This is a genomic window from Acinetobacter sp. BD54 (genome assembly GCF_044778325.1).
Taxonomy (GTDB): Bacteria; Pseudomonadota; Gammaproteobacteria; order Pseudomonadales; family Moraxellaceae; genus Acinetobacter; species Acinetobacter baumannii.
In genome coordinates, this window is record NZ_JANJEP010000005.1 from 295,002 (window position 1) to 312,247 (window position 17,246).

The 17,246-nt window shown below is 38.7% G+C and carries 14 protein-coding genes; 5 read left to right on the forward strand and 9 right to left on the reverse strand.

Annotation, left to right across the window (positions count from 1 at the left end):
* Nucleotides 1-16: 16 nt before the first annotated feature.
* On the forward strand, nt 17-847 hold the full coding sequence (locus NQ782_RS10675) for a metal-dependent hydrolase (protein WP_057092954.1): 831 nt from the start codon (nt 17-19) through the stop codon (nt 845-847).
* 61 nt (nt 848-908) lie between these two features.
* On the opposite strand, the gene NQ782_RS10680 is transcribed toward NQ782_RS10675, so the two are convergent.
* Complete coding sequence (locus tag NQ782_RS10680; protein ID WP_032033394.1) at nt 909-1,589, reverse strand: hydrolase; 681 nt, start codon at nt 1,587-1,589, stop codon at nt 909-911.
* Between the two features lie 182 nt (nt 1,590-1,771).
* Here NQ782_RS10680 and NQ782_RS10685 point away from each other — a divergent pair, with 182 nt between their 5' ends.
* Nucleotides 1,772-2,692 (forward strand): LysR substrate-binding domain-containing protein, encoded by a 921-nt coding sequence (locus NQ782_RS10685; RefSeq protein WP_001153333.1) that lies wholly within the window; start codon nt 1,772-1,774, stop codon nt 2,690-2,692.
* 246 nt (nt 2,693-2,938) lie between these two features.
* Nucleotides 2,939-3,862, forward strand: coding sequence for a S1 family peptidase (locus NQ782_RS10690; protein WP_057092952.1), 924 nt, complete (start codon nt 2,939-2,941; stop codon nt 3,860-3,862).
* Between the two features lie 70 nt (nt 3,863-3,932).
* Here the strand turns inward: NQ782_RS10690 and NQ782_RS10695 are convergent, their stop codons facing one another.
* Genes NQ782_RS10695 through NQ782_RS10710 form a run of 4 tightly spaced genes read right to left on the reverse strand, consistent with a single transcriptional unit; the run spans nt 3,933 to nt 8,433 of the window.
* Nucleotides 3,933-5,438 (reverse strand): NAD(P)/FAD-dependent oxidoreductase, encoded by a 1,506-nt coding sequence (locus tag NQ782_RS10695; RefSeq protein ID WP_001038285.1) that lies wholly within the window; start codon nt 5,436-5,438, stop codon nt 3,933-3,935.
* A gap of 55 nt (nt 5,439-5,493) precedes the next feature.
* Nucleotides 5,494-6,414 (reverse strand): alpha/beta fold hydrolase, encoded by a 921-nt coding sequence (locus NQ782_RS10700; RefSeq protein ID WP_079745730.1) that lies wholly within the window; start codon nt 6,412-6,414, stop codon nt 5,494-5,496.
* An 8-nt stretch (nt 6,415-6,422) separates the two neighbouring features.
* Entirely contained in the window at nt 6,423-7,370 is a 948-nt protein-coding gene (locus NQ782_RS10705; RefSeq protein ID WP_000102858.1) for a metal-dependent hydrolase, read from the reverse strand.
* 22 nt (nt 7,371-7,392) lie between these two features.
* Nucleotides 7,393-8,433 carry an NAD-dependent epimerase/dehydratase family protein gene (locus NQ782_RS10710; RefSeq protein ID WP_057092948.1) on the reverse strand — a complete coding sequence of 347 codons (1,041 nt, stop codon included), beginning with the start codon at nt 8,431-8,433 and terminating at the stop codon, nt 7,393-7,395.
* Between the two features lie 164 nt (nt 8,434-8,597).
* On the opposite strand from NQ782_RS10710, the gene NQ782_RS10715 reads away from it, so the two are divergent.
* A complete protein-coding gene (locus NQ782_RS10715; protein ID WP_057092947.1) occupies nt 8,598-9,617 on the forward strand; it encodes an AraC family transcriptional regulator in 1,020 nt (339 codons plus the stop codon).
* Between the two features lie 703 nt (nt 9,618-10,320).
* Nucleotides 10,321-11,247, forward strand: a complete 927-nt coding sequence (locus tag NQ782_RS10720; protein ID WP_000695008.1) for a LysR substrate-binding domain-containing protein — start codon at nt 10,321-10,323, stop codon at nt 11,245-11,247.
* A gap of 54 nt (nt 11,248-11,301) precedes the next feature.
* Here NQ782_RS10720 and NQ782_RS10725 read toward each other — a convergent pair whose 3' ends face one another.
* The 4 genes from NQ782_RS10725 to NQ782_RS10740 all read right to left on the reverse strand — a co-directional run bounded on the left by NQ782_RS10725 (nt 11,302) and on the right by NQ782_RS10740 (nt 17,190).
* Nucleotides 11,302-12,420, reverse strand: a complete 1,119-nt coding sequence (locus NQ782_RS10725; RefSeq protein WP_057094259.1) for an NADH:flavin oxidoreductase/NADH oxidase — start codon at nt 12,418-12,420, stop codon at nt 11,302-11,304.
* Between the two features lie 75 nt (nt 12,421-12,495).
* On the reverse strand, nt 12,496-13,794 hold the full coding sequence (locus NQ782_RS10730) for a Xaa-Pro peptidase family protein (protein WP_057094257.1): 1,299 nt from the start codon (nt 13,792-13,794) through the stop codon (nt 12,496-12,498).
* A 35-nt stretch (nt 13,795-13,829) separates the two neighbouring features.
* Entirely contained in the window at nt 13,830-15,146 is a 1,317-nt protein-coding gene (locus NQ782_RS10735; RefSeq protein WP_000185303.1) for an MFS transporter, read from the reverse strand.
* A 340-nt stretch (nt 15,147-15,486) separates the two neighbouring features.
* On the reverse strand, nt 15,487-17,190 hold the full coding sequence (locus NQ782_RS10740; RefSeq protein ID WP_057094412.1) for a BCCT family transporter: 1,704 nt from the start codon (nt 17,188-17,190) through the stop codon (nt 15,487-15,489).
* Nucleotides 17,191-17,246 lie beyond the last annotated feature (56 nt).

Sequence of the window (17,246 nt, forward strand, 5' to 3'; positions counted from 1 at the left end):
AATGAAGGAATAAAAAATGGGAATTCTAGCTAAAGTCTTTGATCGCGGTGCTCACTTTCCTGTGCGCCATATGAGTTTTAATTTTAATCAGTCTGAACCTACTTTATTTAAGGATAACCCTTGGGGAGAGTACTGGCTGGCAACCTTGTCTGCCATGTTTCCTGCGGGTGAGCGATTTTTTGTACATAGTGTAAGAAACTTACAAAATCAGGCTAAAACAGAAAGACTTCAAAAAGATATTGCAGCCTTTATTGGACAAGAGGCGATGCATGCCAAAGAACATGAACATCTGAACCAACTTATACAGTCATCTGGACTTGATACCGAGCCTGTTTCAGCCAATGTGGAATGGTTAATGGCTAGGCTGAAAAAATATTTCACACCAACCCAGCAATTAGCAATTACTTCGGCTGCTGAACATTTTACAGCCATTATTGCACGGCAGATTATGAGACGTTCCGATTTGCAGGAGCGTTTATCGAGTAATGAAACTTTAAAAAATATCTGGTTATGGCATGCGGTAGAAGAAAGCGAACATAAAAGTGTGGCCTTCGATTTATATCAAGATGTCTCTGGGGGCAATTTCATTCGGCTTCTTGTGATGCCATTTGTGACTTTATATATGGCAGGAATAATGGCAGCGGGTACGGTGTATTTGGGCATAACTCACTTTTCCGCATGGAAGTTACTCCACTTAAAAGAATTTAATGCATTAATTCTTGGAAGGAATGGTTTTTTAAGTACTTTATGGAAAGATTATTTGGACTATTACAAATTAGATTTTCATCCAGAACAACACGACTCAAAAGCTTTGGAAGAGCGCACTAAAGCACAGCTTGGGTTTTAATAGATTTATTTTAAATGTCCAATCGTAAGAGATTGGACATTTAAGCTGAAAAACTGATGAATTAGGTTCTTTCAGAATCTAGCATTTCATTGTTTTTAACAACATCTTGCGCTTTTTGATAGCTTTCGATGAGCATTTGGTATGGTGGGAAAATTGCACTATAGGCAGCTGCAAAGTCTGCTGCATCACTACGATGCCATGTTTTTTGTAGCTCCGAACACACAGCCGCTGTATCAATTGGCACCACGCCAGCTTGAACAACTCGAGCTAATGTAATTTCTTGAGCCATTTTTGAATATGTTCCAGATGCGTCAATGACTGCAAAGACTTGGAAACCTTCAGCAACTGCACTGATACTTGGGAAAGCCATACATACGCTGGTAATAGTACCGGCAATAATCAGTTGTTTTTTACCTGTTGCTTTGACTGCTTCAACAAAGTCAGGGTTATCCCAAGCATTAATTTGACCTTTACGGGCAACATATTGTGCATGAGGAGCAAACTGGTGAATTTCTGGAATTAAAGGACCATTTGGACCTTGAGGAACAGAAGCAGTGGTAATCACTGGCACATTACATAGTGTTGCAACTTTAGCCAAAGTAACCACATTTGCACGTAACTCAGGAACAGTAAGATCTTTTACAGTTTGAAATAAGCCACTTTGATGGTCGATTAGTAGCATTGCAACATTATTTGGGTCGATTACGGGTGCTTGACCGTTAAAATTTGCTGGTGTACTCATTTTATGCTCCACTTTATTTCGATAAATTTAAAGTCGGAAGGATGACTAAATAAAACAGGGGGATAGCTGTTTTTGTATAGTTATTCACTTCTTGTTTAATTAAGATATAACGAAAATATGAGCCTAGAAGCTGCCGAAATTTGATTTTAGTGTTCTATTATTTGAACAATAAGAGGTAGGAAATGCAGGATTTAAACGATCTATATTACTTTGCAAAAATTGTTGAATATGGTGGTTATTCTGCTGCCGCTAGAGCACTCGATATTCCAAAATCTAAACTCAGCCGAAGAGTTGCACTTTTAGAAGAAAGACTCGGTGTACGTTTATTGCATCGTTCCACTAGACAATTTAGTGTGACTGAACTTGGCCAACAATATTATCAATACTGTCACGCGATTTTGATCGATGCTGAAAATGCCCAAGAATTTATTGATTTAAACCAGTCAGAGCCCCGCGGAACGATTCGGGTGTCTTGTCCGCCTGCGTTATTGCATCATCACATGGGCGAGTTTCTGACTAAATTTATGCTGCAATTCCCAAAAATAAAAATTTATATTGATGTGACCAACCGAAATGTTGATGTCTTAAATGAAGGAATTGATATTGCTTTTCGTGTTCGCTATCCGCCACTCAAAGATAGTGGTCTGGTCATGAAAAAATTTGTGACCAGTGATCAGTGTTTAGTTGCGCACCCTCGTGTTTTGTCTAAGCAGCCGATACCTCAAACTTTAGATGAATTGCATCAGTTCAGAACTATTGGGCTTGGTAATGCAGAACAACAAAGTGTGTGGGTACTTCATCATCAGGAGCATGGAACAACTCATTTCCAGCATGACCCTGATTTAATTGTGAATGACATGACCGGGGTATTACAGGCTGTTATTCATGGCTTAGGTATTGCTCCTTTACCGATTATGATGGCTCACGAATATATTTTGCGTAAAGAACTGATTGTGGTTTTACCTGAATGGAAACCTACCAGCGGTATTGTCCATGCGGCTTATGCTTCTAGAAAAGGGTTATTACCTGCCATTAAAAGGCTGCTGGATTTTTTAGAAGAACAGTTTAATCAACTCGATAAAGACTTATTAGGTTATCGATAACTAAATTAAAAGCAGTAAAAAACTTAAATTTTGATTATTTTTTATAGATTAACTTTATGAAAAATAAATAGAAATTAATATGATTTTATATTGTCGTGAAATGGTCAGTTATGTCGTGAAATGAAGTTCTCCTCAAGAAGTTAAGTGGTTAATCTCTGGCTGATAAATCATCACAGTCCTGTGAAATATTTATCAAAAAACAGTCATAACACCCTAATTACTTCTAAAGATTTGAAGGAGATAAACATGTATAAAAAGAATATTGGGGGACTAATTAATGCTCTAGCATTAGTTATATATAGTTCTTCAGTCATGGCAGCAGATAACTCAAGTTCTTTTGTAAAACTAGAATTTACCGTCACCAAACCTTTCCTTTTTTTCTCACAGACATCAGGTAATACTTGTGGAGGAGTATTAATTCGCAATGATGTAGTTTTAACGGCGGCACATTGTACGGCGGCAGTTTGGGGTGATAGTGCGAATCAAGGCTATACGCTTGGTGGGACGGTGAAATATGGGGCGAGTTTTTTATCTCAAGTTCAAGCAGCATCTTTTAAGAAAGATGAAGGCTGGGTTGAGATTCCTGATGTAGATATCGCTTTAATACGCCTATCTCATCCTATTGATAATAATAGCGGTGCAACCGTAGCCAAAATTCCAGCCGCATGTAGTCAAACTGAAGCAAGGCAAAATATTGGGCGTGGTGATGTAACGGCTTATTTAGGTCGTAGTAGTACGGGTGCGGCCTTACCTGAAAATTTATATGGCACTTCATATGTCAATATTCGAGATGTAGGTCCTTCACCCTTAGCACGAGGGATTTACTATAAGGCAACCGCTTCTATGAATGCTGGGGATTCTGGTGGACCTTGGCTGTCAGATGATAATACTTTAATTGGTATTAATAACGGTATTGCGGGTACTGATAAATACGGTGCTGTAATCTGTCAGTATACTCATCAAATCAATGATGTATTGGTGAAATGGCCAGCAGCCGGAAACCAAACTGGAGCAGTAACACCACCAACTACACCGCCGTCAGTAGAGCCAACGACTCAACCGCCGGTAACAAATCCACCAACAACTTCACAGCCGACAACTGATCCTCAAACTACCGATAATGTTGTTTTTAGTTTCTTTAACTGGCTTGCTTCATTATTTGGTTTTTAATTCGTACTTATTAAAAGATCAAGATACTTCGGTATCTTGATCTTTTTTTTACTTAGATTGAATGGGTTTATTAAGCGACCACTTTAATTACTTTAGTTGTGGCGTCGTAGTCTTTCAAATTGACGTGATGCAGCTTATGTTTAATCACAAAACCAAACTCGGGCCAAATAATATGGTTACGACCCGCATCATCTAGATAATAGCTTTTACAAACATCTGGTCTTACCGGCATTTTAGCCAATCGCTTATCTATACGGTCATTAAAACGTTTTTGAACATCTGCTTTGACTTCAATACGGTCCAGACGTTGCTGCTGTATTAATTTCACCATTTTTGCGATATAAACGGATTGTTGCTCAGCGGTCCACATCACTGAACCCACGGTGTTTTGAGAGTTTGGACCTAGCATCATAAACATATTAGGGAAACCATGAATTGACATCCCCATATATGCACGCGGTTGACGCTGCCATACCTCGCTTAAACTACGGCCTGCTGCACCTTTAATAATTTTATAAATCGCAGGTTCTGCGACCGCATAGCCAGTACCGAAAATAATGGTATCTACTTTAATTTCTTTCCCATCTTCACCGACTACACCATTTTCAGTGATATGTGACAAGCCCTGAAAGAGGACAGTCACATTCGGTTTGGCTAAAGCGGTATACCAGTTATTAGAAAACATTGGACGCTTACAACCTAAGGTATGTGTAGGTGTTAATGCCTTACGCATTTCTGGGTCTTTAACACCTAAAAAGATGTTTAACTTTCCTAAGGCATGCAGTTTTCGCATGATGTTTTCATTCATGAAAATTGGAAGTGAAGGTTCTAGGCTCCACAGCGCACTTTCACGAATAATTTTTTCTAAAATTGGCGCTTTCTTAAATGTAACTTTTACAATATTTGGAACGGCAAAGTCCGGTTTTGGTAAAACCCATGAAGGCGTACGTTGGAAACTATAAAGATGGCCAACTTTAGGCTGAATGGCTGGTAAAAACTGAATAGCTGAAGCGCCGCTACCGATCACAGCTACTTTTTCACCTGTTAAATCATGCTCATGATTCCACTTACCTGAGTGAAACATAGTACCTTTAAACTTTTCTTGACCCGGGAAGCTCGGCATTTTTGCTTCACCAATAAAACCTGTCGCAGGTACAAAGATTTTTGCACTATATTTTTTACCATCACGTGTGCTAATGAGCCAGCGATTTAGGCCATTATTCCATTCGGCATGAGTGACTTCGGTGTTAAGTTTAATCTGATTCACAATCTCAAACTTATAAGCCACATCTTCTAAATATTGTCGAATTTCGGCTTGAGGCGCATAGGTTCGCGACCAGTTTGGATTTGGAGCAAATCCAAGAGAATACATTTCACTCGGTACGTCACAAAATAGGCCCGGGTAATCATTTAATGCCCATGTGCCACCAATACGGCTAGCCATATCTAAAATGACAACGTTTTTAATTCCTTGCTCTTTTAACTTGATGCAAGTACTTAAACCTGAGGGACCAGCTCCAATAATAAGTACATCTACAAGTTGAGTTGGGGTAGAGGGTTTGACTAATTTATTCATAGAAAAATCCTGAAATAAAGTATAAATGACTTGGCTGATAGAGTTGCGTGCAGCCTTAAGTGGAGCGATCAGTCTTCTGAAAATGTTGAATTAAGTACTGAGCGATAATGTTGGGTTGTTCAGCTTGTAAAAAATGACCGCAGCCGGGAACGTAGACACTCTCAATTCCTTGTGGGAAATAAGATGTTTGGGCTAAAGCTTGATGTAGCCGTATATTCATACAACCATCGTCCAAACCAGCTAAAGCCAGTGTGGGTGTGGTGACTGGGCTTAATAAATGCCGATTTGCTTTGAGATTGTCCGAATTTAAAACTGCAAATAAGTTGTGGTAATAGCGGGTAGCTGCCCAAGCAATATCTGGATTTTGAAAAGCCGCGCGGGTAGGTGAAAAATCTGACTCAGTAAAATTCCAAGTAGGTGACCATTTACGCCAGATTTTTTCTACAAAACCTGCGTTATTACGAGATAGTACCTGTTCAGCAAATCTTGATTGCATGAGCAACATATAAGAAGACATGTAGAGCTGACGCGGGAAATCAGGTATGGCTTTAACAATATCCTTAAGATTTGGAATAGGAGGAACGGCCAACAAACTCATGCTATGCAAAGCTTCGGATTGCCCACTTGCAAAGCTCATTGCAAGTGCAGCTCCCCAGTCATGTCCTACGAGGTGAGCTTTATTTTTTAAGCGTCCTTTTGCTTTTAAAAGCTCTAACCAAGCTGCTAAATCTGCTAGAGCAGAGGCGAGACCGTAATGTGCCTGTCGATTTACAGAATCTTGGGTGTAACCACGCAACCAAGGGACAAAAACTTGATAGCCTACTTTTACGAGTAAAGGGTATACGTGGTCCCAACTATGCGGTGTGTCGGGAAAACCATGTATAAGTACCACCAAAGAGGCATCAGCTTCACCATATAAAGTCCCATGCAAAGTGAGTCCATCACGGTTTAACGTTAATTGCTCGACTTGAATCATGGCACTGCTCAGCTTTTCATTTTTGAAGAAAGCGCTTTGGCATAAGCCTCTGCGGCTAATTGAGCTGCTGGGGACTGAGCTAAATAAGCTAAAGCTTTTTCGACATCACCATCATGTTCAGGGTGATAGCTCAATTTGCTCCATCCTTTTAATGCAGTCAAAATCATGCCGAGATCAGGTAAGCTTTTCTTTTTCTTTGCAGTTTTTTGAAATAACCAAACTAAAGCCAATGGATTTTTTTTAGCAATTTTTTGGGCTTCTTTGGTTCCATCGAGATGACAAAGATAGACCGTTGAACCGAGCCAGAACCCAACCATTGCAGCAAAAGCAAACCCCATGCTGAGCTGTCTACCTAAATAGCCCTTAACGCCGTCTCCAGCTAAAGCTCGATAAGCATCATAGCCAACTGTGCGATGCTCAACTTCTTCGGCACCGTGCCAGCGTACAATATCTAGCATGGCTGGATCTGCACCTTCTAGACCTTCTGCATCTAAAGCCCATGTACCAAAGAAACAAAAATAGTGTTCAAGCCCTGCAATAATGCCCATACGAAAAGCGAGCCACTGTTTTGGATAGCGCTTAAAAGGGCCATAAATTCCAAAAGGAGTATCGCCCATAAAGCCATCTTTAAAGAACCAGTTTAAAAAATCTTTAAAAGGTGTTGGATCTATGCCATGGGTCTGAAAATAAATCTCTGCACCTTTATGTGCATTGGCGTGGGCCGCTTCTTGGGCAATAAAACCACGGATATCTGCTTTCAGGTTTTTATCTTCAACATAGGGCAACGTTTTGTTTGCAAGACGACAAAACCAGTGCTCAACAGCAGGTAAAAGAACGTGCATGCTGTTCAGCACATGTGTCGTTAACACATCGTTTGGAACCCAATGCCGAGGTGTTTGAGAAAAATCAAACTGTACTTTCCGTGCAACAATATGATGATCAATAAATGTGCTCATAGTAGAATCCTGCCTACTTAAATCAGATCGAAATTGACTCAATTTTTTTGATCAAGCTACGAGATTTGACGTAACCATTGGCTGCAAACCACTGCAATGCATCACGTACTGCAATTTCAATGGGCGTTTGAGGAAGTCCAAGCTCTTGAATGGCTTTTGTACAATTAAATGAGGTGCCAAGCTGACCGATTTTGGCTGCCGAAGGGGTCACAAGGGGAGCTTTATGAGTAATATGCTCTGTTACCCACAAAGCTGCATGGCCCGCAAGCTGAGATGAGACGCCTTCAACTACACTTGGAATGGTCATTACTGGGCGCCAGATGCCCAAGAGCTGATGAACTGTTTTTGCCATCGCTACGCCATCAAGATCTTTATTACCTAAAATATAGGTCTCGCCACTTTTACCTTTTTGTGCGGCCAAAACATGGCCTTTTGCTACATCGCGTACATCAACCATGTTGTTAATTGCACCCGGTACAGCAAGGGCAGGCATGGTAGCGATGGTGAGTAAAAGTTTTCCTGTTGGGGTTGGGGCAATATCTTGAGGGCCAATTGGACCTGTCGGGCAGACAATCACAATATCTAAGCCACCCGCGGCAAACTGTAAGGCAACCTGATGTGCTTCAAATTTTGTTAAAACGTATGCATCTCCAGTCGCGCCTAAAGCAAATGGACTTGTTTCGGTAGCCTGAATGCCTTTTGGTTGACCTGCAAAACATGCGCCTGTACTGGTGTAAACAACACGTTTAACACCAGCCTTTTTTGCAGCATTGAGCACGGTTCGTGTTCCTTCAACATTGACTTTACGCATAAGCTCAGGCTTCGGAAGCCATAAGGCATAAATTGCGGCCGTATGAAAAACCAAATCACAACCAGATACTGCTTCATCCATTTTTGCTGGGTCGGTAATGTCGCCCGCAATTAACTCAACATCTAACCCTTCTAAATTGGTTAATTTTTCTTGAGGTAAATGCAGTACACGTACTTCATAATTCTCATTGAGTAAAGTACGTACAATGTGGGAACCAATAAAACCAGCACCACCAGTAACCAGAGCTTTCATATTTCACCAATCTTTATTAGATTTTTATCCTGTACAAAATGGATAAAAATGCGGCAACTTAGTAAGAGGTACTATGCCGAATCTGAAATATGTGTCATAGTTCTTGAAATGACAGTTTTGACCATTTCACGACATTTTATTGAGAAAAATAAAGAGAGCATATTGTGAATCCGTCTTTACCTGGAACCTATGTCAGCCTTATGGCGGATGTCGTCCAAAAGCTAAATGTATCTCCTGAAGAACTCTTAGAAGGAAGTGGAGTTTCTATTGAGCAACTGTTGGAACCCTTTTGGTATTTAGATTTCAATATTTTTAATAATCTTCTAAATAGAGCAGTCGAACTGACCAATGAGCCTGCATTAGGTATTTATCTTGGCCTGCAAATGACCGTGTCTTGTCATGGTTCGGTTGGTCTTGCTGCAATGGTTTCACAAAATTTGGGTGAAGCTTTAAATGTCATGGAACAGTTCATTGGACTACGTTGTCCAGCGTTAAAACCACGTCTTGAAATAGAAAACGATTTAGCATTTTTATATTTAGATCAACCCATGACAAACTTTAAAATGGGTATTGTAGGGATGACATTTTTGATGGTGGGCTTTGCTCAAATGTCGAATGCCATTACCGGACAAAAATTAGAAATAAAAGCCGAATTAAATTACCCTGAACCTGCTTTCTTGGAACAAGTTCAAGAATTATTGCCATGTGAGATTCAATTTAATCAGCCATTCAACCGTTTGGTTTTTTCGGAAAATTTTTTGGCACTACCATTAATTATGGCTGACCCATTGGCGGCACGTTTAGCTCGTGAACAGTGTAAACATGATTTAAACAAGTTAGCTGCTAAACGCGGAGAAAAACACCCACTTACGGCTTTAGTACGTGAGTTACTTTTTGATGAAGTAGAAGGCTTCTTTAAAATGAAAGATGTTGCCGAAAAATTGCATTTAACTGAAAGAACGTTGCAACGTCAGTTAGCAAAAGAAGGGGTTACTTTTCAAATTTTGTTAGATCAGGTCCGAGAGCGTCATGCAAAAAAATTATTAAATCATCATGAATATAGTATTTCTTATATTTCAGAAAAATTGGGCTATTCAGAGGTCACTCATTTTACTCGAGCATTTAAACGTTGGACCAATCAGACTCCGAAACAATATCGAAATTTAAGAGAAGAACAAGAATAAAATTTTAATGAAGATATTGGTAATTTGGAAAATAACCTAGCTTCTAAACTCAGGAATCTGTAACCTCTAAAATTTCGCTGATTCTTAAATTAAAGTGCGAAGATAGGTCTTGATGCAAAGCCACATCAAAACTAGTAGAAATATTTTTTATCATGGCGTGTATCACTAATATGATTTTTTTATTAATTATATAATTATCAATGGTTTGTTTGTTTCGGTGGTGGATATGCCTATCAAGATTTAAAGTCCTATAAACTCGAATCGCTTTATATGACTTAAAAAAGCCCTAAATTATAATGATTTAGGACTTTTTTATTGGTTTATATAAAAGTTAGGGATTAGACAAATTTTTGTATTGAAAAGAGAAATCTATTTTTAATCCTATAAAATATAAATGCACAGAATAAATAAATGATTTGCGTTTATATCTTTATTGGGGAAGCTATGAAATTTATTTATATTGCATGAGAAAAACTCATAGATTGAATACTTTTACTCACTTTTTATTAAATTATATTTATGAGATTTTAGGGCTTTCCTGAGAAATGGATCATAATTGAAGAAATTCAAGCCATTTATGACGAGAATATCTGGTTTATTCGCTATTAGTATGTTCAAAAGACAATTTTCGTAGTAAATAGCTGGATAAAAGAACTCGAGTTGGAAAAGAGTTTTTAGGAAATGGGACAAATTAGGAGTGTCCATGAAAATTAAGCCATTGCCGCCAATGAACAGCTTAATTGTATTCGAGGCAGCCGCACGCCACCTCAGTTTTACAAAAGCTGCAAATGAATTGAATGTTACTCAAGGCGCTATCAGTCGACAAATTCGACAGCTCGAAGAATACCTAGGTAAGGAATTATTCTTAAGAGCTAATCGAAATATTTCCCTAACTCCTACCGGACTCCAATACTATCAAACGATCTATAGTGCTTTATTAGACGTTGCTCAGGCTACTGCTGAAATCAAGAAATGGCAAGGAGAGCATCAAATAACTGTGGCTACGACCAATGCTATGGCTGCTCTTTGGTTACTACCGAAAGTGGCTGCTTTTCAACAGAATAATGAGGGCGTTGATTTAAGAATTTTAACGACAGACAATATTTCAGATTTGCACAAAATGGATTTCGATTTGGCATTATTTTATTGCCGTGTTCCTCCAGCAGGTATGAGAGTTACTACTTTATTTCCTGAAGAGGTTTTTCCTGTTTGTAGTCCAAATTATCTTGCTCAATTTAAAGAAGATAGTTCTCCAGAAGAGATTTTTGGAAAAGCCTTATTATACTTAGATGATGCTCAAAAGGATTGGATTACTTGGTCTGAGTGGTTTGAAGCAGTAAATTATCCTATTGTAAAACCAAAAAATAGGGTGAATATCAATAACTATCCAATGCTTTTACAGGCGGCAATTAATGGTCAGGGTGTGGCTTTAGCGTGGGGTTCACTCGTGGATGATTATTTACAAAGTGGAGCTTTAGTTAGACCGGTTGATACCGTTCTTCGTACTCAAGCAAATTTCAGTATGCTAGAACCAGCAGATAGGGGAGTGATCCCTTCTAGTGTTAAGCATTTCCGCAGTTGGCTGCTAGATCAGTTACCAGGACAAGTTGGGCAAAAGGGTTTGAATTAGGTATAAATTATTAATTTTAGAGAATGGAGGAAATGCCCATTCTCTAAAAGTCTTCTAGTCTGCTTTATTAGAATAAGCTTTAAAAAGATGATTTGAACCACGAGGTTGAAAGCGAAAGTATTGTGGAGCGATTGCAATAGTTTCATTTAACTCCGCAGCGGCATGCCAAGGCCATCTTGGATCATAGAGAATACCGCGAGCAATACCTATAGCATCGGCTTGCTGAGCTTGTAGGATTCTTTCAGCTTGTTGAGCATCAGTAATTAGTCCTACAGCAATAACAGGAACGTTAACTGCTTTTTTAATTTCATAGGCATGTGGTACTTGATATTCAGGAAATACTTCAATTTTCTGATCAATATGTAAACCACCTGTGCTTACATGAATATAAGCCACTCCTATTTTTTCTAGAGCTTTAGATAATTTAATACTCGATTCAAGGTCCCATCCTCCTTGTACCCAATCTGTAGCAGAAATTCTCACGCCTATCGGAAAGCCTTCTGGAATTACATTTTTTATAGCTTCAAACACTTCTAAAGTAAGTCGCATTCGGTTCTCAAAACTTCCTCCATATTCATCACAGCGCTGATTAGAAAGTGGTGATAAGAATTGGTGCAATAAATAACCGTGAGCAGCATGAAGCTCAATTAGCTCGAAACCAGCTTCTACCGATCGTTGTGCAGCCATAGCAAAATCGTTAATTAATTCTTTAATTTCATTTATAGAGAGTGCAAGAGGAGGATTCTCTGAATCTTGGAAGGGAATTTCACTTGGACCAAGTGTTTGCCAACCGTTAGATTCTTCAGGATGATATTGTCCTTTTTTATTTCCCCAAGGTGTATCGCAAGATGCTTTGCGTCCCGCATGGGCTAATTGAATTGCAAAGGGAGCAGGAGATATAGTTTTAATTTTAGATAACAAAGTTTTCATTTGTTTACAGTGTTTATCATTCCAAAGCCCTAAATCAGCATAGCTTATTCGGCCATCAGGTCTTATTGCTGTTGCTTCAATAATACATAATCCCGCGCCTGATAAAGCATAACTTGCCCATTGTTGCTCATGCCAAAAACTTAAATCTCCATCTTCAGAAGAATATTGGCACATAGGAGCAATAATAATTCGATTATCCAATTTTAGACGACCAAATTGAATTGGTTGAAATAAAAGTGACATACATATTTTCCATGTTTATGGGTATAAGGAGAGAGAATAGGGATGAGGTCATCCCTATTTTTAAATTTATAAAAATTAAAGTGATAGTAACCTTGATTCAAAAGGATAGAGTGTTAATACTTCAGGGCCATTTTCAGTAATTAGGACTTGATTTTCCAATTTAACACCTGGTCCACCAGCTTTATGTCCTACATAACTTTCTACACACATCACCATTCCTGGTTCTAATACGCCATCATAGCCATAGCTTTCCCAAGCTTCTTTAAAATAAATGCCAGGTGCTTCATCACATAAACCAACGCCGTGATATAGGAATGAATAATGGTTATACTCATTTGGATCGTATTGTAGAGCGTTATGGGTGAGTTCTTTATAGGTTGTGCCAACTTTCAATAATTCAGTATTAAATTGAATTTGGTCATATGCCATTTGATAAATATTTTTTTGTTCAGAAGTAGGAGCTTTGTCTCCGCATAACCAAGTACGTGAAGTGTCTACACAAACACCATAAGCACCAATCATATCCGTATCGAACCCGACCAGGTCACCATTTTGAATAACTCTACCACTACATTCTTGGTACCAAGGGTTACATCGTGGCCCTGATGAAAGTAAACGTGTTTCAATCCACTCCCCCCCACGCGCAATATTCTCAGCATGTAAATATGACCACAAACGTTGTTCTGAGACTCCAGGTTCAAGATGGTCATGCATAACTTTTATAGCTTTATCCGTTGCATGTACAGCACACCGCATAGCCTTGATTTCATCTTCACCCTTAATTGCACGGGCAAGTTCCATAATTTCTTCGCCATTAACAATGCTTAGACCAAAATGTTCTAACTCTTTAATTCCTTCATCATTACATTTATCAATAGCAATTTTTTTATTACCTTTACCGTATTGTAAAATTACATCATTAATTTCATGTGCCCATTTTTTTACTTGTTCATCAATACGATTCCCGGCACAGAAATAGAACCAAGATATACAAGGACGGACTTCAGTAATTACTTTTGAATGGTCAGCTAAGAAATCGCAGTGGTCAAACTCCCAAAGTACTACTTGTCCCTCTGCAGAAACATAGGTGTATCGACCAGCGTTATGTAATAACCATACTTGCATATTAGTTGTGCCTGTAGCATAGCGGATATTGATCGGGTCATATAACAATATTCCAGCTAATCCTTGTTGCTTCAGTAGAGCACATATACGGTCTAAACGATACTGATGCATTCGATCAAGGTTAGGAAGAGTGAGGCCTGCTTGCTGCCATTCAGATGTAGCTAAATCACCTGGTCCAATCTGATGCATATTTAAATGTTCAGGGTGACGATTACCAATACGATTTTCATGAGGTCGTTTATTTGTCATGCGATTTCCTTTTCTTTCTCAGTTTTTAAATAGATTTAATGGAAAATTTCTGACATTGATTTACCCTTAGTTTCAGGCATAAACAGATAGGTCACGACTGTTGTAATTAGGCATATTCCTGTGGCAAGCCATACAGCAAGGGATGCACCATGTTCTAAAATGAGTTGTGGCATCAAGAATACGCCAATGGCCGCACCAATACGTGAAAAGGCAGTGGCGAAACCTGTACCCATAGCACTGACTTCTGGGCGTAAAACTTCACTTGGAATCACAGAAAGAACACAGGCTGCCCCAGCACTGACAAAGGCATATACCAAGAAGCCAATAATAATCAGGTTTGAACTGTCATCTGAGAGGGCAATTACTAAAAGGGCAATGGTTGAAAGGACAAAAGGCATGATTGCGACATTACGGCGTGATATACGTTCTATTAATATAACGGCTGCAATTGTACCTAACACGGCAAAAGTATTTAGGAATAACCCTCCTAAAATACCATCATGCATTCCGAGTTTTTCTAAAATCATCGGAATAAATGTACCCAAGGCATAATAAGGAACAGCCATTCCAAAGTAATAGGTTGTTAATAAAATTGTGCCTTTAAGATTCTTGCCTTTAAATAAATCCAAAAAGTTAGTGTTTTGTCCGACATTATCATGACGTTGATTTAAAACGTCCTGATGATCTTCTTCAGAAAGATATTCTTTAGCAATTTTCGTTGCTTCTGTTTTACGCCCTTTGGACATTAACCAACGAGGTGATTCAGGCATTCCCAAACGTAAAATTAAAACGATTAAAGATGGAATGGCACTGAGTCCTAAAATAATATTCCAGTTTCCTATTTGTTCCTCAATCATAATATAGCTAATGGTATAAGAAGCTAAATAACCGACAAACCATGAAGTTTCGGTGAGTGCCAATAATTTACCCCGTATGCGCGCAGGGGCAAACTCAGCCAACATTGGCCAACCAACAGCATATTCTATACCAATCGCGACACCCATAAAGAGTCGGGCAATGAAGAGTGTGTAAGGGTCTGATGCAAAAACTTGAAGAACTGAGCAGATCAGAAAAATGAAAAGATCTAGTGTAAACATTGGTTTTCGACCAAAACGGTCTGCTAGATATCCACCAATTGGACTACCAAAAAATATACCGATGAGTGAGGCTGCCCCAATTAAACCTTGCCATGTAGTTGATAACTGTAAATCCGCTGTGATGGAGGGCATTAATGCGCCAATATAGCCTAGAACAAAACCGTCAATAAACATTCCGCCAGCCATGAGCCAAGCGAATTTGATAATAAAACGACGTGCTTTCTGACCTTGAATAGTCATTTGCGAATTAGTCATGGATACGTTCCCTATGTATCATTAATTTTGTATGTTCCTGATTTACTTAGAAGCACATTCCAATACTTCAGAAAAGTTCAGGTGGTGTCCAACTGATTTGCTATAGAGGTGCAAATAGCGAAATTTTTAGCTGTTGGATACGATTAATACAGGGTAGTTATGAGGAGGGAGCTTACTCAACCGATTTATTCTCACTAATGACTGAGTTTTTGTCATAGATTGATTTATTTTTAATGAGGCAAGATTAATTATTTATTAACTCAAATAATTAATAAAAATTTAGAAAAATGTAATAATGAAAATAGGGATTTAATCATCCCTATTTTTTTAAAACCAGATTTTAAGTTTCAGTTACATATTGATTATCTACTTCCGTTAAGCTTTTCTCTTTAGGTTTCTCAACTGGTTTTTGCTCAGTTTTACAAGAATCAGGACGAACATGTTCTGGCATCATGACCCAAGCTAATGGATCTTCCCTTAAGCTTTTAATCAGTGAAATACAGGTAATTCCTAAAAGAATTGATATCGGGAAACCAGCAATGACACAAGCCGTTTGAATAGCTGATAGTCCACCAGTTAATAGTAGCCCTCCGCCTATCAATGGAATGATTATGCTCCAGATTAACCTGATAGCTACAGATGGATTGGTAGCACCATTGGAATCCAAAAAGCAGAGTACAAGTGTGCCTGAGTTAACTAGCGTAATGACGTGAATAGCTAGTAATAGACAGAGCAGAGCACTCAAGAATACTTTTGTGTTATGACTAGAAGCAAGATGATCAAAAAATACAAACACAGCTCGTGCTGGTTCCTTTTTAGTTGCTTCTGCAATAGTCATTTCATGAGCGGGTGCTACTGGAGGAGGGGTTATATGAGAAGTGGTCACAACAACTTCTTGAGCAGCTGGTTGATGATTTGCTTTTTCAATTTTAAGTGCAGCTCCACCAAATGCAGCAATCCACAGGAAGGTCAAAAGTGTGGGGGCTGCAAGTGAACCTAGAATGACTTCACGAATCGTGCGGCCACGAGAAATACGTGCAATGAAAAGACCAACAAAAGGTGCCCAAGTCATCCACCAAGGCCAATAGTATGCAGTCCACCAATTTTGCCAACCTGAATCTTTTTGTGCATCACTCCATAAACTCATACCTACAATGTTTTGTAAATAATCACCTATTCCTTCAAAGAAGGTATTTAAAATATAGTGAGTTGAGCCAATGAAAATAATGATAAAGACCAATAAATAAGAAATGATCATATTGCCTTCAGCAATGATCTTGAATCCTTTACTAATTGCCGATAACAAAGAAATGGTAGCTAAGGCGCAAAGAATGACTACCAGTACGAGCTGAATTTTGACATCTACACTAATGCCAAATGTATGGTTAAGTCCGGTATTTAATTCAAGTATTCCCATACTTAGTGATTGTGAAATACCGAAAGCAGTAATTACGATGGTTATGATGTCGACGATATTACCTACCGGTCCATAAATTTTATTACCTATTAAAGGATATAAAATTGAGCGCATGGCAAAAGGTAAGTTTTTACGATAAGCAAAATATCCTAAAGCGACTGCAACTAAACAGAATAAGCCCCATGGATGTAATCCCCAATGAAAGAATGTCAGTTGCATCGCCATCCGGGCAGATTCATCTGAAAGTCCTTTGGTAAACGGATTACTTGCATAGTGGCTGATTGGTTCTGCTACTGACCAAAACATTAGGCCAATACCCATCCCACATGAAAAGAGCATGCAGATCCAAGCAATATTACTATACTCGGGTTTTTCGTCATCCTTTCCTAAACGGATATGGCCATAACGGCTCATACATAAATAGATGATAAATCCTAATAAGAAAGTTGCTAAAAGAAGAAGATACCATTTTGCATTTTGTAATAAGGTATTTGATATCAGCTGAAAATATTCACCTGCCTGTTTTTCCTTAAAAATGCAAAAAGCGATAAAAATGAAGAGTAATAACTTCGAGACAATAGTAACAGTCGGATTAAGCCCTTTCATGACTCCTGTTGTTGTACGCATAACTACTCCTTGGATGCGTTTCCAACAGCTAAAAAAACGATTAGCTGCTTAATACT

What these genes read in the sequence shown, in the direction of transcription:
- NQ782_RS10675 (WP_057092954.1), top strand. Translation starts at nt 17, where the DNA reads ATGGGAATTCTAGCTAAAGTCTTTGATCGCGGTGCTCACTTTCCTGTG.
- NQ782_RS10680 (WP_032033394.1), bottom strand. Translation starts at nt 1,589, where the DNA reads ATGAGTACACCAGCAAATTTTAACGGTCAAGCACCCGTAATCGACCCA.
- NQ782_RS10685 (WP_001153333.1), top strand. Translation starts at nt 1,772, where the DNA reads ATGCAGGATTTAAACGATCTATATTACTTTGCAAAAATTGTTGAATAT.
- NQ782_RS10690 (WP_057092952.1), top strand. Translation starts at nt 2,939, where the DNA reads ATGTATAAAAAGAATATTGGGGGACTAATTAATGCTCTAGCATTAGTT.
- NQ782_RS10695 (WP_001038285.1), bottom strand. Translation starts at nt 5,438, where the DNA reads ATGAATAAATTAGTCAAACCCTCTACCCCAACTCAACTTGTAGATGTA.
- NQ782_RS10700 (WP_079745730.1), bottom strand. Translation starts at nt 6,414, where the DNA reads ATGATTCAAGTCGAGCAATTAACGTTAAACCGTGATGGACTCACTTTG.
- NQ782_RS10705 (WP_000102858.1), bottom strand. Translation starts at nt 7,370, where the DNA reads ATGAGCACATTTATTGATCATCATATTGTTGCACGGAAAGTACAGTTT.
- NQ782_RS10710 (WP_057092948.1), bottom strand. Translation starts at nt 8,433, where the DNA reads ATGAAAGCTCTGGTTACTGGTGGTGCTGGTTTTATTGGTTCCCACATT.
- NQ782_RS10720 (WP_000695008.1), top strand. Translation starts at nt 10,321, where the DNA reads ATGAAAATTAAGCCATTGCCGCCAATGAACAGCTTAATTGTATTCGAG.
- NQ782_RS10725 (WP_057094259.1), bottom strand. Translation starts at nt 12,420, where the DNA reads ATGTCACTTTTATTTCAACCAATTCAATTTGGTCGTCTAAAATTGGAT.
- NQ782_RS10730 (WP_057094257.1), bottom strand. Translation starts at nt 13,794, where the DNA reads ATGACAAATAAACGACCTCATGAAAATCGTATTGGTAATCGTCACCCT.
- NQ782_RS10735 (WP_000185303.1), bottom strand. Translation starts at nt 15,146, where the DNA reads ATGACTAATTCGCAAATGACTATTCAAGGTCAGAAAGCACGTCGTTTT.
- NQ782_RS10740 (WP_057094412.1), bottom strand. Translation starts at nt 17,190, where the DNA reads ATGCGTACAACAACAGGAGTCATGAAAGGGCTTAATCCGACTGTTACT.